The following is a 16778-nucleotide window of genomic DNA, read 5'->3' as shown; positions in this document are numbered from 1 at the left end:
CCTCAGGCGTTGCCCTGACCGATGCGGCCCTTGCGCAGGGCGTCGATGACCGTGTCCTTGGCTCCGTCGGCGACGATCTGGCCGTTGTCCAGCACCACCAGGCGGTCCACCAGCGCCAGCATCGAACTGCGATGGGTGATGAGGACCAGCGTCTTGCCCGCCGACCAGATCGACAGGCGCTGGCGCAGTTGTTCCTCGCTCGAGTTGTCCATGGCGCTGGTGGGCTCGTCGAGCACCAGCAGTGGCGGATCGAGCAGCAGCGCGCGAGCCAACAGCACGGCCTGGCGCTGGCCGCTGGATAGCAGTTGGCCGCGCTCGCCCACCGGGCGGTCATAGCCTTGCGGGTGTTGCCGGGCGAGTTCGGCGACACCGGTCATTTCCGCTACTTCCAGCATGCGGTCGTCATGGACGTGGCGCGCACCCAGGGTCAGGTTGTCGCGCAGGCTGCCGGCCAGCAACGGCAGGTCGTGGCTGACGTAGCCGATCTGCTGGCGCAGGTCGCCGATATCGGTCTGCCGCAGGTCGATGCCGTCCAGCAACAGTTGCCCTTCGTCCGGCGCATAAAAACCGAGCATCAGGCGTGCCAGCGTGCTCTTGCCCGATCCGCTGCGGCCGATGATGCCGATACGTTCGCCAGCGGTAATGCGCAGGCTGATCTTGTTCAACGCCGACGCAGCCTGCCCCGGGTAGCGGAACTCGACATGGCGCACTTCCAGATTGCCCTTGAACGCCTGATGTTCCAGCGGCTGCTGAATGGCCTCGCGTTCCTGAGGCAGGGCCATCAGTGCGTCCGTGGACTTCATGGTCAGTTGCGCCTGCTGGTAGCGGGTGATCAGCCCGGCGATCTGTCCGAGGGGCGAGAGCACACGACTGTTGAGCATGTAGCAGGCCACCAGGGCGCCGACGCTGAGGTTGCCGGCGATGATGCTGTAGACGCCCGCGACGATCACCGCCAGGCCGGCGAACTGCTGCATGAACAGGGTGCCGTTGGTGGCCAGGGCAGACAGGAAACGTGCGTGGCTGTCCAGCCGGGTAAGGGCGCCATGGGTGTGTTCCCAGCGGTGCTGGCGCTCGCTTTCGGCGCCGCAGGCCTTGAGGGTTTCCAGGCCGGACAGGGTTTCGATCAGCAGCGCCTGGCGTTCGGCGCCCAGGGTCAGGCTGCGTTGCACCGTGTCGCGCAGCCGCGTCTGGATGATCCAGGCGAAGATCGCGGTGAGTGGGAAGGCGAGGAGCGGGATGACCACCAGCGGCCCGCCGAGTAGGCCGATGACCAGCAGCATCAGCACCGAGAAAGGCAGGTCGATCAGGCTGGTGAGGGTGACGGCGGTGAGGAATTCCCGCAGCCCCTGGAAGTCATGGATGCTCTGGGCGAACCCACCGATGGTGGCGGGGCGCGCCTTCATCGACATGCCGATGATGCGCTCGAACAGCGTGGCCGAAAGCACCACGTCGGTCTTCTTGCCGGCGCTGTCCAGCAGGTTGGCGCGCAGCACCCGCAGCAGCAGGTCGAAGCCGGTGCCGATCAACAGGCCGATGGTCAGCACCCAGAGGGTCGCGGTGGCCTGGTTGGGCACCACGCGGTCGTAGGTCTGCATCACGAACAGCGGCACCAGCATGCCCAGCAGGTTGATCAGCAGGCTCGCCAGCATGGCGTCGGCATAGAGCCAGCGGGACAGGCGCAGGGTATCGCGGAACCAGGATTTCACCCGTGGCACCAGCGGCGCGTGAGCTTCCTCCAGTTCGTGGCGCGGACGCGCGAACAGGGCCTGGCCGCCGTACTCCAACGCCAGGATCTCGCGCGGAACCCATTGCTCGCCGCCGTCGGCTTCGCAAGGCAGGATCAATGCGCGCTGGTCATCAAGTCGGGTCAGCACGGCACTGCGCCCGCCCTTGAGCAGCAACAGCAGCGGCAAGTTGAGCGGCGAGATGGCCGCCAGTTCGCGGCGCAGCAGGCGACCTTGCAGGCCGGCTCGAGCCGCGGCGCGAGGCAGCAGTTCGGCGGAAAGGCGCTGGCCCGGCAGCGGCAGGCCGCTGCTCAGGCTGGCGCGGCTGGCGGGTCGGCCATGCAGGCGACAGAGGATCAGCAAGCCATCGAGCAAGGGGTCGTCATGACCCTGGTGCGGGTCGCGGGGACTGTCAGTCCGCTCCATGGTGGTCATGATCCTGGACTCCCATGCTGGCTCATTTCATGTCTGGCAGCCGGGCTTCGCTCTTCACTTCGGAGACGGCGACGGCTTCTGCCGGGACAACGACTTTCTGGCGACGCAGGAGGTCGCCCATGGCCGAGATCACGCGGTACATGGAGAACTCTTCGGTGTAGCGCACTTCCACGTAGCGGCGGTTGGCGGTGAAGAGTTCGTTCTCGCTGTCCAGCAGGTCCAGCAGGGTGCGCTGGCCCAGGCCGAACTGCTGCTGGTAAGCCTCACGGACGCGGGCGGTGTAGTCGGCGTAGGAGCGAGCCTCGGGGGTCTGCTTGCGGGCGTTTTCCATGGCGTTCCAGGCCAGCGAGAGGTTCTCGTTGAGCACCCGCAGGGCGTTGTTGCGGATGTCCATGGACTGGTTGACCTGGTAGGCGGCGGCTTGCAGCCGGGCCTTGTCGCGCATGCCGTTGTACAGGTTGTAATTCATCACCACGCCGGCTCGCCAGGTGTTGTAGTGACCCTCGTCGCCTTGCACGTTGTCATCGGCTGTGGTGGCCAGCTCGGCATCGAGGCGCGGGTAGAAGGGCGCTTTGGCCGATTCGTACTGGCTCTCGGCGGCCTGTACGTCGGCCTGGGCCGATTTCAGTAGGGGGTTGGTATCCATCACGCCCTGACGTGCCGCCAGGAGGTCGGCCGGCATCTCGGGCTTGACGCTGGTCGGCTCCACCAGTTCGTCGGCGGGCAGGCCGACGGCGCTGTAGAAGTTGGCTTCCGCATCGGCCAGGTTCACGTCCTCGGTGTAGAGGTTGTTCTTGGCCAGGGCCAGGCGCGCTTCGGCCTGGTCGAAGTCGGCGGTGCTACCCACGCCGCGTTCGCTGCGCAGGCCGATCTGGTCGTGGATGCGCTCGTGGGCCATCAGGTTGTTCCTGGCCAGGACCACCATCTCGCGGCGCTTGAGCACTTCCAGGTAAACCTCGACGGTGCGCAGCGCCAGGCTTTCTGCAGTCCCCAAGGTGAAGTAGGCGCGGGAATTGACCACGGACTGGGTGCGATCCACCTCGTTGGGGGTGTTGAATCCATCGAACAGCATTTGCCGCAGACGCAACTCGGCATCGCGGAAATTCAGGGTTTCCTTGTTGTGATCGCCGAGGGCTCGGGTGGTCGGGCTGTCGGATTGCTCCCGCCCCACACCGGTTATCAGGTCGACGGTCGGTAAGTATCCACCTTTGGCGACTTTGACTTCTTCGTCGGCGACCAGTCGATTCTGGGCGCTGGCGAGGAGCTCGGGATGCTTGTCGAGGGTGCTCTGGATCGCATCCGTGAGCGTCATGGCGTGGATTTGCGTGGTTGCCACGGCAAGCAGGATGCCGGACCACAGGGGGGTGAGAGTGTGCATTTCTTGTCGTTCTCCTTGTTAATACATTGCGTCCTGGCGCCGTAAAATTGGCGAAAATCCATCGCAAACCGTTTCAGGCTTGTAACATCAGAGCTAAGAACAACTTTTCGCCTACCTAAGAAGAATTTTTCACATGGGCTATCAGGAAAAAATCTTATGCACTCGTCGGAAATCCAAGACATCTTTTTGCCAGCAGATCGCATGTTTTGGGCCTTTCCAGACCCACCTGCGATTGCGTAATGCGGTCAAGCACAAATCAAGAAACTCAGGGCGGGGTAAGTCCGGCGTAAAAGGCCGTCGGCGGGCTGCGTGACGTTTTATTGACATTGCGTGGTTTTTTGGCTGGCGCCGCTTCCTCTGATGCTTCTTCACGTTCCCGTAGTCCGGTTCGGATGTGCTGTGACCCCTCATTGACTGGGATCGGCGCTGTCCGACTGGCAGCACGCGGTGCGGGAGGAAGGAGTCATGGCTGGATCAATCGGGGTCGTTCGGCAGGTCGTCGGGGACGTGTTCGCGGTAGCTGCGGATGGTTCGCGCCGCCTGCTCACCGAAGGCGACCGGGTCTTCGCAGGTGAGCAACTGGTCACCGGCGCCCAGGGCGCGGTAGCGGTGGTCCTGGCCAACGGCCAGGAGTTGGTGCTCGGACGCGACAGCAGCATGCCGCTGAACAACACGCTGCTGGCCGGCGCGCCCGATGCGACGCAGCCCGGCACCGACAGCGCACCGGCTGCGCCCAGCCAGCAGGACCTGACCGACGTCGAGAAACTCCAGGCTGCCATCGAAGCCGGTGTCGACCCGACCAAGGCCGCTGAAGCCACTGCTGCCGGTCCCGGTGGCGGCGCTGGCGGCGGCAACGCCGGCGGCGGCCACTCGTTCGTACTGCTGGGCGAGACGGCCGGTGCCGTGGACCCCTCCATCGGCTTCCCCACCGGCCCCATCGCCTTCGGTGTGGAGTTCCCGCAACCGGAAACCGGCATTCCCGACATTCCGCTGGCCGTACCGGCAGAAGTGCCGGTCAACGGCGTTCCCATCGCCGTGGATGACACCCAGAGCGTCAGCGAAGGCTCGGAAGGCGTTCAGGGCAACGTGCTGGACAACGACGACGGTGGTCCGGACCTGCCCGCGACCTTCGTTTCCTGGCAGGCGGCCAATGCCATCAGCGGCGCCAATGGCAGCCTGGTGGTGAACACGCCCTATGGTGTGGTGACGCTTAACCCCGACGGCAGCTACAGCTTCCAGCTGGCCAATGGCACGCCGGAGGTGGAAGGCTTGGGAGAAGGGGAAACCGTCAACCTCGACTTCGGCTACAGCATCCAGGACAGCAACGGTGACCAGAGCTCCGCAAATCTGATCATCACCATCGTCGGCCAGAACGACGTGCCGACGATCGAGGTCAATTTCCCGGATCTCGGCGGCGGCGTGGTCCAGGTATTCGAACGTGGCCTGCCCGGCGGTTCCAGCGAAGGCGATGGCAGCAACGTGGTGCATGGCACCTTCACGATTCGGGACCCTGACGGGCTGGATAAGCTGAAGAGCCTGGCCGTTGGCGGCCTGGACCTGCAGATCGACGCGGCCCACCCGTTTGGCAGCTTGATCGGACGGGGTTTCGAAGCGGCGCATGGCACCGTGCAGATCACCGGGTTCGACGCTTCCACGGGGACGTTCAGTTTCAGCTACACGCTCACCCGGCCCATTACCGATCTCGCTACGGGTGACGAGTTGGACGGTTTCATCCTCCGGCTGAGCGACGGTCTGGGCCTTCCAGTCTCGGCTAATGTCAGCATCCAGATCGTCGACGACGTGCCCACCGCCAATCCGGACAACGGCAGCCTGACCGAGAACGGCGAGCCGTCGAGCCTGGCCGGCAACGTGCTGGACAACGACGCCAGTGGCGCCGACCAGCCGAAGGCCTTCACCAGCTGGAATGGCGTGGCCGGTGCGACTGCTGGCGAAGGCGGCAGCCTGCTGGTGAACACTCCCTATGGCGTCGTCACCCTGAATGCAGATGGCAGCTACAGCTTCGCGCTGGCCAATGGTTCTGCGGCAGTCGAGGCGCTGACCGAAGGCCAGCAGGTGACCCTGCAATACGCCTATTCGATGCAGGACGGCGACGGTGATCCGAGCAATTCGACACTGACCCTCACCATCATCGGCAGCAACGACATTCCCAGCATCGAAGTCAGCAGCCCGGATGCCGAGGGCGGCCTGGCTCAGGTATTCGAGAAAGGGCTTACGGGCGGGAGCAGCGCAGGGGATGGCAGCACCGTCACCACCGGCAGCTTCACCGTGGCCGACTCCGACGGCCTGGCCAACCTGAAGACCCTCAGCGTCGGCAGCCTCACGGTGGACCTCACCACCAGCGGCTTCGCCAGCCTGGTCGGGCAGAGCTTTGCCACGGCCCATGGGACCGTGCTGATCACCGGCTACAGCGACGGTACCTACAGCTTCAGCCACACCCTGACCGAGGCGACTACCGATGCCACCGGTCCGGAGACGGACGGCTTCCTTATTAATGTGGGAGATGGCCTGGCCAATGCTTCGGCCACGGTGACCATCGAGATCGTTGACGACGTGCCGCAGGCCAAGGCCGACGACGCTTCGGTCAGCGAAGGCGGCAGCGTGATCGGCAATGTGGTCACGGGCGCGGGGTTGGGTTCGGTGGCCGATGCCTTCGGCGCCGATGGTCGCCCGTCGCCGACCACCGGTGTGGTGGGCGTGCGCGCCGGCGGTGACACGTCGACGCCGGTTGCCGGCGGTGTGGGCGACAGCATCACCTCCGCCTTCGGTACCCTGGTGCTGCATGCCGACGGCAGTTACACCTACACCAGCAACGCCAACAGCCTGGCCCAGGCCGGCACGCTGGATACCTTCACCTACACCATCGTCGATGCCGACGGCGACCTCAGCACCACGACCCTGACCATCGATGTGTCCAACATCACCGTGGTGGGTGGCGTACAGGCTGGCTCGGACAATGATGCGCGTGAGGCCGCCCTCGGCTTTGGCAGCGAGCCGGCCAGCAACGACGAACTCGCCAGCGGCACCCTGGTTGCCAACGGTGGGAACGGGCCTTACAGCTTCAGCCTGGGTGTCGGAGCCGGCAACGGCCAGTACGGCCAGTTGGTGGTTGGCAGCAATGGCGCCTACACCTACACCTTGCTCTCCGCGCCCAAGATCAATCCCGGCGATAACGGCAACAACCTGCAGTTCACGGAAACCTTCACCTTCCAGGTGGTCGACGCCAACGGCAACACCGGCATCGGCACCCTCACCATCGACATCATCGACGATGTGCCGAACATCAGCGTGAAGGGGACCGAAGGGCTCGATCTGCAGGTGGACGAAACCACGCTCGGCATCACCGACAGCGGTACTTTCGCAGACGCCTTCGCGCCGGTTTTCGGCGCCGATGGGGCTGCCGCCAGCAATGCCATTACCTACGCCCTGGAGGTGAGGGCGCCGGGGGTGGACAGCGGCCTGCGTGACACCGCGACGGGCAACAGCATCCTGCTGTTCAAGGAAGGCTCGGACATCGTCGGGCGCGTGGTCGGCGGGGGACAACTCGCCTTCCGTCTGAGCGTGGACGCTAACGGCACAGTGACCCTGGAACAGTCGCGGGCGATCTTCCATACGCCCGACACCGGGCCGGATCAATCTGCGGGCCTGGCCAGTGCCGACCTGATCACCCTGACCGCCACCATCACCGACGGTGACGGCGACAAGGACAGCGCATCCCTCGACCTGGGTAACGCCATCAGCTTCAGGGACGACGCACCCAGCATCGACCCGTACGTGAAAGTCAGCCTCGACGATGACGCTCTGCCTGGCGGCAACCCGGGCGGGGTGGACGACAATACGCCGGACACCAACAACACCAGCGGCGTCATCGCCCATGACTTCGGCGCTGACGGCCCCGGCGAGATCGAGTTGCAGGACAGCGGCGCGCCTAATGGCTTCACCTACGTGGAGGTCAACGGCGGCCTGCTGATCAAGCAGGGTGAAGTCACGGTCATCACCATCACTCTGGACAGGTTCACCGGTGCCTACTCCGTTACCCAGAACGCGCCGATCATGCACCCCGAGGGGTATGACGAGAACGACCTGACCTTCGAAGTCGAGTACAACATCGTCGACCGCGATGGCGACCGTGCCGACGGGTCGCTGTACATCAAGGTGGATGACGACTCGCCCGTGGTCAGCAGCAATCTCGCGGTGCAACTGGATGACGACGCCCTTTCAGACGGCAATGCCTACGGCATTGGCGACGTCACGCCGGATACCGCGAACATCACCGGCACGCTGGGGCACAGCTTCGGGGCGGATGGTCCGGGTTCGATCATGCTGCTTACCAGCGGTGCGCCCGAAGGCTTCAGCTATGAGAAGAGCGGCGACAACCTGTTGATCAAACAGGGAGGCCTGACGGTCATTACCCTGGCCCTGAACTGGGCGACCGGTGCTTACAGCGTCGTGCAGAACAACCCGATCATGCATCCGGACGGGTATGACGAAAACGATGTGAGCTTCAGCATTGCCTACAAGATGACCGACGCCGACGGCGACAGCGCCATGGGCAACCTCATCATCAACGTGGACGACGATACGCCCACGGCTTATGCCGACAGCGCCAGCATCGTCGAAGGCAGCGTTCCCGCTACCGTGGGCGGCAATGTGCTGGACAACGATATGGGCGGCGCGGATAAACCGAAGGCCTTCACCGGTTGGAACAGCGTGGCCGGGGCCATACCCGGGGATAACGGCAGCCTGCAGGTGAACACCCCCTATGGCGTCCTCACCCTGAATGCCGATGGCAGCTACAGCTTCGCACTGGCCAATGGTTCGGCCGCCGTGGAAGCGCTGGCCCCGGGCGAGCAGGTGGTCCTGCACTACGCCTACAGCATGCGTGACGCCGACGGCGATGCCAGTCACTCGACCCTGACGCTGACGATCATTGGCAGCAACGACATCCCCACGGTTGAGGTGGCTTTCCCGGATGCCCAGGGTGGATTGGCCCTGGTCTACGAGAAAGGCCTGCCGGATGGTTCCAGCGCCGGGGATGGCAGCACCCAGGTTGATGGCACGTTCAGTCTTGGCGATCCAGATGGCATCGGCGATCTGAAGTCCGTCAGCGTTGGCAGCCTGACGGTGGACCTCACTACCAGCAGCTTCGCCAGCCTGGTCGGGCAGAGCTTCAACACGGCTCATGGCACCGTGCAGATCACTGGCTACAGCGATGGCACCTACAGCTTCAGCTACACCCTGACCGAGGCCACTACCGACGGCGCCGGACCGGAGTCGGATGGCTTCCTGGTCACCGTCAGCGACGGCGTGGCCAGTGCCTCGGCCACCGCGACCATCGAGATCGTCGACGACCTGCCCGTCGCCAATCCTGACAGCCGTGGCCTGACCGAAAACGGCAGCCCGTCCAGTGTCAGCGGCAATGTGCTGGACAACGACGTCGGTGGTGCCGACCAGCCGAAAGCCTTCAGCAGCTGGAACAGCGTGGCCGGTGCCACAGCGGGGGATAACGGCAGCCTGCTGGTGAACACCTCCTATGGCCTGGTGACCCTGCATGGCGACGGCGGCTACAGCTTCGCGCTGGCCAACGGCTCAGCCGCGGTGGAGGGACTGGATCAGGGCGAGCAGGTTAGCTTGCAGTACGCCTATTCCATGCGCGACGCCGACAACGACCCGAGCGATTCGACGCTGACCATCACCATTACCGGCAGCAATGATATCCCCACGGTGGATGTCAGCTCCCCGGATGCCCAGGGCGGAATGGCCAAGGTTTATGAGAAGGGCCTGCCGGAGGGTTCCAGCGCAGGGGACGGCAGCACTGCCACCACCGGCAGCTTCACCGTCGCCGACTCCGATGGATTGGCCAACCTGAAGACCCTGAACGTCGGCAGCCTCAGCGTAGACCTCACCACCAGCAGCTTTGCCAGTCTGGTCGGGCAGAGCTTCACCACCGCCCACGGCACGGTGCAGATCACTGGCTACAGCAATGGCGTCTACAGCTTCAGCTACACGCTGACCGAAGCGACCACCGATGCAGCTGGTCCGGAGACGGACGGCTTCCTTATAAATGTGGACGATGGCCTGGCCAGTGCCTCGGCGAATGTCAGCATCGAAATCGTCGACGATCTGCCCGCCGCCAACCCCGACAGCCGTGGCCTGACCGAGAATGGCAGCCCGTCCAGCGTCGACGGCAATGTGCTGGACAACGACGTGGGCGGTGCGGATCAGCCGAAAGCCTTCACCAGCTGGAATGGTGTGGCCGGTGCCACGCCGGGGGATAACGGCAGCCTGTTGGTGAACACCCCCTATGGCCTGGTGACCCTCAACGCCGATGGCAGCTACAGCTTCGCGCTGGCCAATGGTTCGGCGGCGGTGGAGGGCCTGGACCAAGGCGAGCAGGTCACCCTGCAGTACGCCTATTCCATGCGGGACGCCGACAACGACCCGAGCAGTTCGACGCTGACCATCACGATCACCGGCAGCAACGATATCCCCACGGTCGATGTCAGCACGCCTAACGCTGGCGGAGACCTGGCCAAGGTCTATGAGAAGGGGCTGCCGGATGGCTCCAGCGCCGGGGATGGCAGCACGGTCACCACCGGCAGCTTCACCGTCGCCGACTCCGATGGGTTGGCCAACCTTAAGACCCTCAGCGTTGGCAGCCTGACGGTGGACCTCACTACCAGCAGCTTCACCAGCCTGGTGGGACAGAGCTTCAGCACCGCCCACGGCACAGTGCAGATCACCGGTTACAGCAATGGCGTCTACAGCTTCAGCTACACGCTGACCGAAGCGACCACCGATGCAGCTGGTCCGGAGACGGACGGCTTCCAGGTCAACGTGGGCGATGGCCTGGCCAGTGCCTCGGCGAATGTCAGCATCGAAATCGTCGACGATACCCCAAGCGCCAACCCCGACAGCCGTGGCGTGACCGAGAACGGCAGCCCGTCCAGCGTCAACGGCAATGTGCTGGACAACGACGTGGGCGGCGCGGATCAGCCGAAGTCCTTCACCAGTTGGAATGGTGTGGCCGGTGCCACGCCGGGGGATAACGGCAGCCTGTTGGTCAATACGCCCTACGGCGTCGTCACCCTGCACGCGGACGGTAGCTACAGCTTCGCGCTGGCCAATGGTTCGGCGGCGGTGGAGGGTCTCGACCAGGGCGAGCAGGTCACCCTGCAATACGCCTATTCCATGCGGGATGCCGACAACGATCCGAGCAATTCGACGCTGACCATCACCATCACCGGCAGCAACGACATCCCCACGGTCGATGTCAGCACGCCTAACGCTGGCGGCGACCTGGCCAAGGTCTACGAGAAAGGTCTGCCCGATGGCTCCAGCGCCGGGGATGGCAGCACTGTCACCACCGGCAGCTTCAGCGTGGGCGATTCCGACGGGCTGGCCAACCTGAAGACCCTGAACGTCGGCAGCCTCAGCGTTGACCTCACCACCAGCGGCTTTGCCAGCCTGGTCGGGCAGAGCTTCACCACGGACCACGGCACGGTGCAGATCACCGGCTACAGCAATGGCACTTACAACTTCAGCTACACACTCACGGAAGCGACCACCGATGCAGCTGGTCCGGAAACGGACGGCTTCCAGGTCAGCGTGGGTGATGGCCTAGCCAGTGCCTCGGCATCGGTCGCCATCGAAATCGTCGACGACCTGCCGAAGGCCAAGGCTGACAGTGCGTCGCTCAACGAGGGCGGCAGCGTCAACGGCAATGTGGTCAGTGGCGCCGGACTGGGTTCGGTGGCCGATGTGTTCGGTGCCGATGGACGTCCGTCGCCGACCACCGGTGTAGTGGGTGTGCGCGCAGGTGGTGACACCACGACCGCTGCTTCCGGCAGTGTCGGCGATCCCATCAATACCGGCCTGGGCACCCTGGTCCTGCATGCCGACGGCAGCTACACCTACACCAGCCACGCCAACTCGGTAGGCCAGGCGGGTGCAGTGGATACCTTCACCTACACCATCGTCGATGCCGACGGCGACCTCAGCACCACGACGCTGACCATCAACGTGTCCAACTACACGGTGACGGGGAGTGTGCAGGCCGGCTCGGATCAGGACGTGCGCGAAGCAGCCCTGAGCTTCGGCAGTGCACCGTCGAGCAACGACGAGTTCGCCAGCGGCACCCTGGTGGGCAGTGGCGGCAATGGCCCGTACAGCTTCAGCCTGGGTGTCGGGGCGGGTAATGGCCAATATGGCCAACTGGTGGTCAGTAGCACGGGCGCCTACGCCTACTTGCTGGTTTCCGCACCGAAAATCAATCCGGGCGATAACGGCAACAACCTGCAGTTCACCGAGACCTTCACCTTCACGGTGACCGACGCCAACGGCAACACAGGTACAGGCATCCTGACGGTCAGCATCATCGATGATGTGCCGGACATCAGCGTGAAGGGGCTGGGTGCGCTGGGCGTGCAGGTAGACGAGACCAACCTGAGCCTTGATGCCAGCACCAACTTCGCCGGCGCTTTCACGACAGTGTTCGGTGCCGACGGCGCGGCCGTCAGCAGCGCCACCACCTACAGCCTGAATGTGAAGTCTGCGGGGGTGGATAGCGGCCTGCGGGACACCGCGACCGGCAACAGCATCCGGCTCTCCAAGGTCGGTTCGGACATCGTCGGGCTGGTCAGCGGCGGGGGACAGGTCGCCTTCCGCCTGAGCGTCGCTGCCGATGGCACGGTGACCCTCGACCAGCAGCGGGCAATCATCCATTCGCCTGACACTGGCCCTGATCAGGTGGCAGGCCTGTCCAGCGCCGACCTGATCACCCTGACCGGTACCATCACCGATGGCGACGGCGACAAGGACAGCGCAACGCTCGACCTGGGCAGCGCGATCAGCTTCCGTGACGACGCACCGACGGTGACCAGCAATGCCGTGGTGCAACTGGACGACGACGCCCTTCCCGGCGGTATTGCCAATGGTTCCGGCGACGCCCCGGACTCGGCGAATACCACGGGCAGCGTCGGCTTTGACTTCGGTGTCGACGGTGCCGGTGATGTCCAGTGGCAGACCATGGGTGCACCCGATGGCTTCAGCTACGTGAAGTCCGGCACCACGTTGCTGATCAAGCAGGGCACCACCACCGTCATCGAGGTGACCCTGAACAGCTCCACCGGAGCCTACGGCGTGACCCAGCTCGCGCCGATCCAGCATGCGCTGGGCGGCCAGGAGAATGACCAGCTGTTCACCCTGACCTACAAGGTCACCGACAAGGACGGCGACTCCACCAACGGCACCCTGGACATCAAGGTCGATGACGATACGCCGAGCGGGAAGAACGACAGCGCCGATGTAGCCGAAGGCAGCGGCCAGGACTTCAACGTGGTGTTCGTGCTGGACTTCAGCGGCAGTATCGACGACACCGAGCTGAACACCATGCTGGATGCGGTGCGCAATGCCGGGCAAACGTTGTTCAACACCACCGATGGCGACGTGCGCATCCAACTGGTGGCGTTCTCCGGTACCGCCGCGTCCTACCCGGTGGTGACTGATGTCACCGCGTTCACCAACCTGGTCAACAGTCTGAATCCGGCGGAAGGCGGTGAGCGGCCGTTCTCCGGCAACACTGACTTCACTGCGGCCATCCAGCAGACCATGGCGGTCTTCACGCCCTTGTCGAGCTGGAGCAACCAGGTCTTCTTCATCAGTGATGGCAATCCGAACGAGCAGACCGGTCCGGGCGACACATCCCTGACCTCGGCCGTGGCGACCCAGTGGAACAACTTCGTCGATAACAACGGCATCAACGTCACGACCATCGGCGTAGGCAACGGCATCAATACTCCGCGACTGCAGGATGTGGACGTCGATGGCTCCGGCTCGCCCATCATGGTGACCGCCTTCGAGGATCTGGTCGAAACCCTGGCCAGCCAGATCGTTGGTGGCGTGGTATCCGGCAATGTCCTGCGGGGCAGCGACAACGCAGTGGGTGGCGGGGACGATGATGCCTTCGGTGCCGATGGTGCCGGCCGCATCCAGTCCATCCAGATCGGCACCACCACCTATACCTGGAATGGCGCCAGCACCATCGCCCTGAGTACGGGAGGCAGCCTTTCCGGCAGCCAGTTGAGTGCGATCACCACACCCGGCGGCGGCAAGTTGAGCTTCGATTTCACCACGGGCGCGTGGACTTATGTCGCGCCGAAGAATGTGGCCGCCGACACCAGCGAGAGCTTCACCTACAGCATCATCGACAAGGACGGCGACCCGTCGAGCGCCTCGCTGACGGTGCGGATCGAAGACACCTCGCCAGTGATCGGCCGGGTGGACGAGGATGAGCTGCCTGGCGGAATCACTGACGGTGACGCCCAGATCACTGTGGTGACCGGCAATCTCGGTGAGCTGCTGGTCGGTACGCCGGTTGGAGCGCAATTCGGTCTGGCCGCCACACCGCAGGCGATGCCCGTGCTGACGTCGGATGGCGTAACCATCACCTATTCACGCGTGGGCGACACCCTGGTGGCCAAGGCCGGCACCGATACGGTGTTCACCCTGCAGGTGGCCAGCAACGGCGTTTACACCTTTACCCTGCTGGGCGCGCTCGACCATCCCAATGGTGCAGGAGGTGACGACCAGATCCTCACCCTCAATCTGACGGGGGCGCTGCAGGCCAGCAATGCCAGCGGCAACCTGCCATTGGCGGGCGACCTGCTGATCCAGGTGGAAGACGACATCCCCGCCATCCTGCAGACCTCGAACCTGGTGTTCTCCAATGGCGACAGCGTTGCGGGCGCGTCGGGTGTATTCGTCTACAGCACAGGCGGCGACACCCGTGGCAGTGGACCCTTCTCGGCATCCGACTCGGACTTCACCGCCATCGGCCTGACCGGCACTGTAGGTGGCGTGGCGATTTCGTCGACTGCGGTGACCTGGGTGTCCGAGTCGGCCAGCAGCGCCACCTTCGACATCACCTTCAACTACGCGCCGAACGCGGCGAATCCCGGGACGCTGGAGCAGGCGAACGGCACCCTGACCTTCGACAAGGTCAACGGCACCTACAGTGTCGCGCTGGATGAGCCGATCCAGGGCTTCACCATCTTCAAGACCAGCACCTCAATTAGCATCTCGGGCTACGAGGTCAACAGCACGGTCCCGGATTCGACCCAGCCGATGGTTGCGGTGGTGGAGCTGAAAAACGACTTCTACGTGCAGTACACCAGCTATGCGGAGCCTGGCGGCGGTACGAATGAAAACAACCTGCGTGCCGGGACATCCAGCACCTCCACCTTCACCGATGGCGAACTCTTCAACCAGGCCACCTCGTGGGTCAGTGTGAGTAACGCGGCCAATGGTGTGGGCGGGGACACAATGGGCAAGGGTGAAGTCCTGGACCTCAATTTCTACACCAGCAATCCAAAAGGCAACCTGGGTGTGGAACCCAGTGCCCGTGCCGAAGGCATGTTCCTCAAGTTCGATGGGGTGAACGGAGAAGACCTGGTCGTGGTGCTGAAACTGGTCGGTGCCGGTGGCGCGAAGACCACCCGCGCGCTGGTGGTGAGCAGCACTGACATCATGACGGCCAACAGCGTGGCGCTGGCGGCCTATGGCATCACGCTGGACAACAACGATGGTGCCATCGTCATCGAGAAGAACGACTTCAACGCCCCGGGCGAGAACTGGCAGATCTACGGGGCGCAGATTCTCACCAGTGTCGAAGGCATCGCTTCCTCCTCCGCCATCAACTTCAACTCCACCATTGGCAGCGGTGGAGCTTCGGATGTAAGCGACCGGGTGTCGTTCACCTCATCGGCCACCGACAACGATGTGCTCAAGGTTTCCGATGTGGGCTTCATCACGGGAGAGACCAGTACGCTGGACACCAGCCTGAGCTTCCAGGTGGGTATTCGCGATGCCGATGGCGACACCGCACCTTCCCAGGTACTGCAGGTGAATCTCGAATCCAGCACCACCTTCGTCGGCACCGCCAGCGGTGACGTGATCCAGGGTACGAGCGGCAATGACCACTTGACCGGACTGGCGGGGAACGACGTGCTGGTGGGAGGGGCTGGCAATGACATCCTCGATGGTGGCCTGGGTAGCGACACGGCGTCGTACTTCAATGCGGCTTCGAGTGTCGCGGTGAACCTGGCGCTGGTTGGCCAGCAGAACACCGGCGGCGGCGGGCTGGACACGCTGATCGATGTCGAAAACCTGCTCGGCTCGCACTTCAATGACGTGCTGGCCGGGAACAGCGGCAACAACGTGCTGGCGGGGAACGGCGGCAATGACCAGCTGACCGGCGATGGCGGGGCGGACACGTTCAAGTGGCTGCCGGGCGAAAGCGGCATCACCACCATCACCGATTTCACCCCGGGGGTGGACAAGCTGGACCTGTCGCAACTGCTGACCGGTGAGCACAGCAATGTGGGCAGCCTGGACGATTACCTGACCATGGCCTTCGGCGCCAACACCACCATCACGGTGGACAGCAATGCCGCCGCCACAGGTGGAACCGGTCAGACCGTCGTGCTGCAAGGCGTGAACCTGATGGCGGCGTACGGGGCACCGGACACCGCGTCGGTGATCACGCACATGCTCGATGATGGCTCGCTGAAAGTGGACGCCTGATTGCAAGCGAGGGCCCGCCTGCGGGCGGGCCCGAATCTGGAGTGGAGCGGGGGAGGGACCTATGGTTTTCGTTCAGCGCGATGAGAAGGGCAGGGTGTTGAGGGTGGAGCACGAGCCCTTCGACAACATGACCCAGAGCATGCCGGCCAACGGATCCGGAAGTGCAGAGCTGGTTCGCCAGCCGCAGCCTGCATGATCACCTGCTGTCCTTGCAGCACTCCGATCTGGAACTGGTACGGGTGGTCGAAGACCTGGTGCAGGTGCTGGTGAGCCGCGGCGTGATGAACTACACCGACCTGCCCGAAGCGGCGCGTCGCAAGCTCCAGCAGCGCGCATACGCGCGTTCTCAGGTGGTGGATCTGGGCGGATTGGTGCCGGACGATTCGCAATTGCCGTATTGAACGATCACCGCCGGACCCGTAGGAGCGAGCTTGCTCGCGAACGGGCCGAGCGCCATCTTTCGCGAGCAGAGCTCGCTCCTACAGAGGCACCGAGTTCAGCCTGTTGCTGCAGTGATCAGCCGACGCATGGCGCTTATTTGTAGGAGCGAGTGAAGTGGTCAAGTAAAACTGGACACCGGTTTAGGTTTATCCAGCCAGCGCTTCGCGCTGTACCGGTGTCTGGTAGTTGTTGTAGCTGTG

At 63.9% G+C, this 16778-nt stretch carries 4 protein-coding genes; 2 read left to right on the top strand and 2 right to left on the bottom strand.

Features of this window, described 5'->3' with window-relative positions; genetic code table 11:
- Positions 1 to 2 precede the first annotated feature (2 nt).
- On the bottom strand, positions 3 to 2159 hold the full coding sequence (locus tag MnOB_RS09860) for a type I secretion system permease/ATPase (RefSeq protein WP_077524047.1): 2157 nt from the start codon (positions 2157 to 2159) through the stop codon (positions 3 to 5).
- 22 nt (positions 2160 to 2181) lie between these two features.
- Positions 2182 to 3537, bottom strand: coding sequence for a TolC family outer membrane protein (locus MnOB_RS09855; RefSeq protein WP_077524046.1), 1356 nt, complete (start codon positions 3535 to 3537; stop codon positions 2182 to 2184).
- Between the two features lie 465 nt (positions 3538 to 4002).
- Between MnOB_RS09855 and MnOB_RS09850 the strand changes: the two genes are divergently transcribed.
- Together MnOB_RS09850 and MnOB_RS09845 are read left to right on the top strand one after the other, a co-directional pair.
- Entirely contained in the window at positions 4003 to 16137 is a 12135-nt protein-coding gene (locus MnOB_RS09850; RefSeq protein WP_077524045.1) for a retention module-containing protein, read from the top strand.
- 161 nt (positions 16138 to 16298) lie between these two features.
- A complete protein-coding gene (locus MnOB_RS09845; RefSeq protein ID WP_352230937.1) occupies positions 16299 to 16538 on the top strand; it encodes a tryptophan synthase subunit beta in 240 nt (79 codons plus the stop codon).
- Positions 16539 to 16778: the final 240 nt, after the last annotated feature.

The sequence above is a fragment of the Metapseudomonas resinovorans genome, assembly GCF_002003485.1.
GTDB lineage: Bacteria > Pseudomonadota > Gammaproteobacteria > Pseudomonadales > Pseudomonadaceae > Metapseudomonas > Metapseudomonas resinovorans_D.
The sequence above is the reverse complement of the archived record's forward strand: the minus strand, read 5'-3'. Positions and strand labels throughout refer to the sequence as shown.

Coding starts and splice junctions, on each gene's coding strand:
- MnOB_RS09860 (WP_077524047.1), bottom strand. CDS start 2,159: ATGACCACCATGGAGCGGACTGACAGTCCCCGCGACCCGCACCAGGGT.
- MnOB_RS09855 (WP_077524046.1), bottom strand. CDS start 3,537: ATGCACACTCTCACCCCCCTGTGGTCCGGCATCCTGCTTGCCGTGGCA.
- MnOB_RS09850 (WP_077524045.1), top strand. CDS start 4,003: ATGGCTGGATCAATCGGGGTCGTTCGGCAGGTCGTCGGGGACGTGTTC.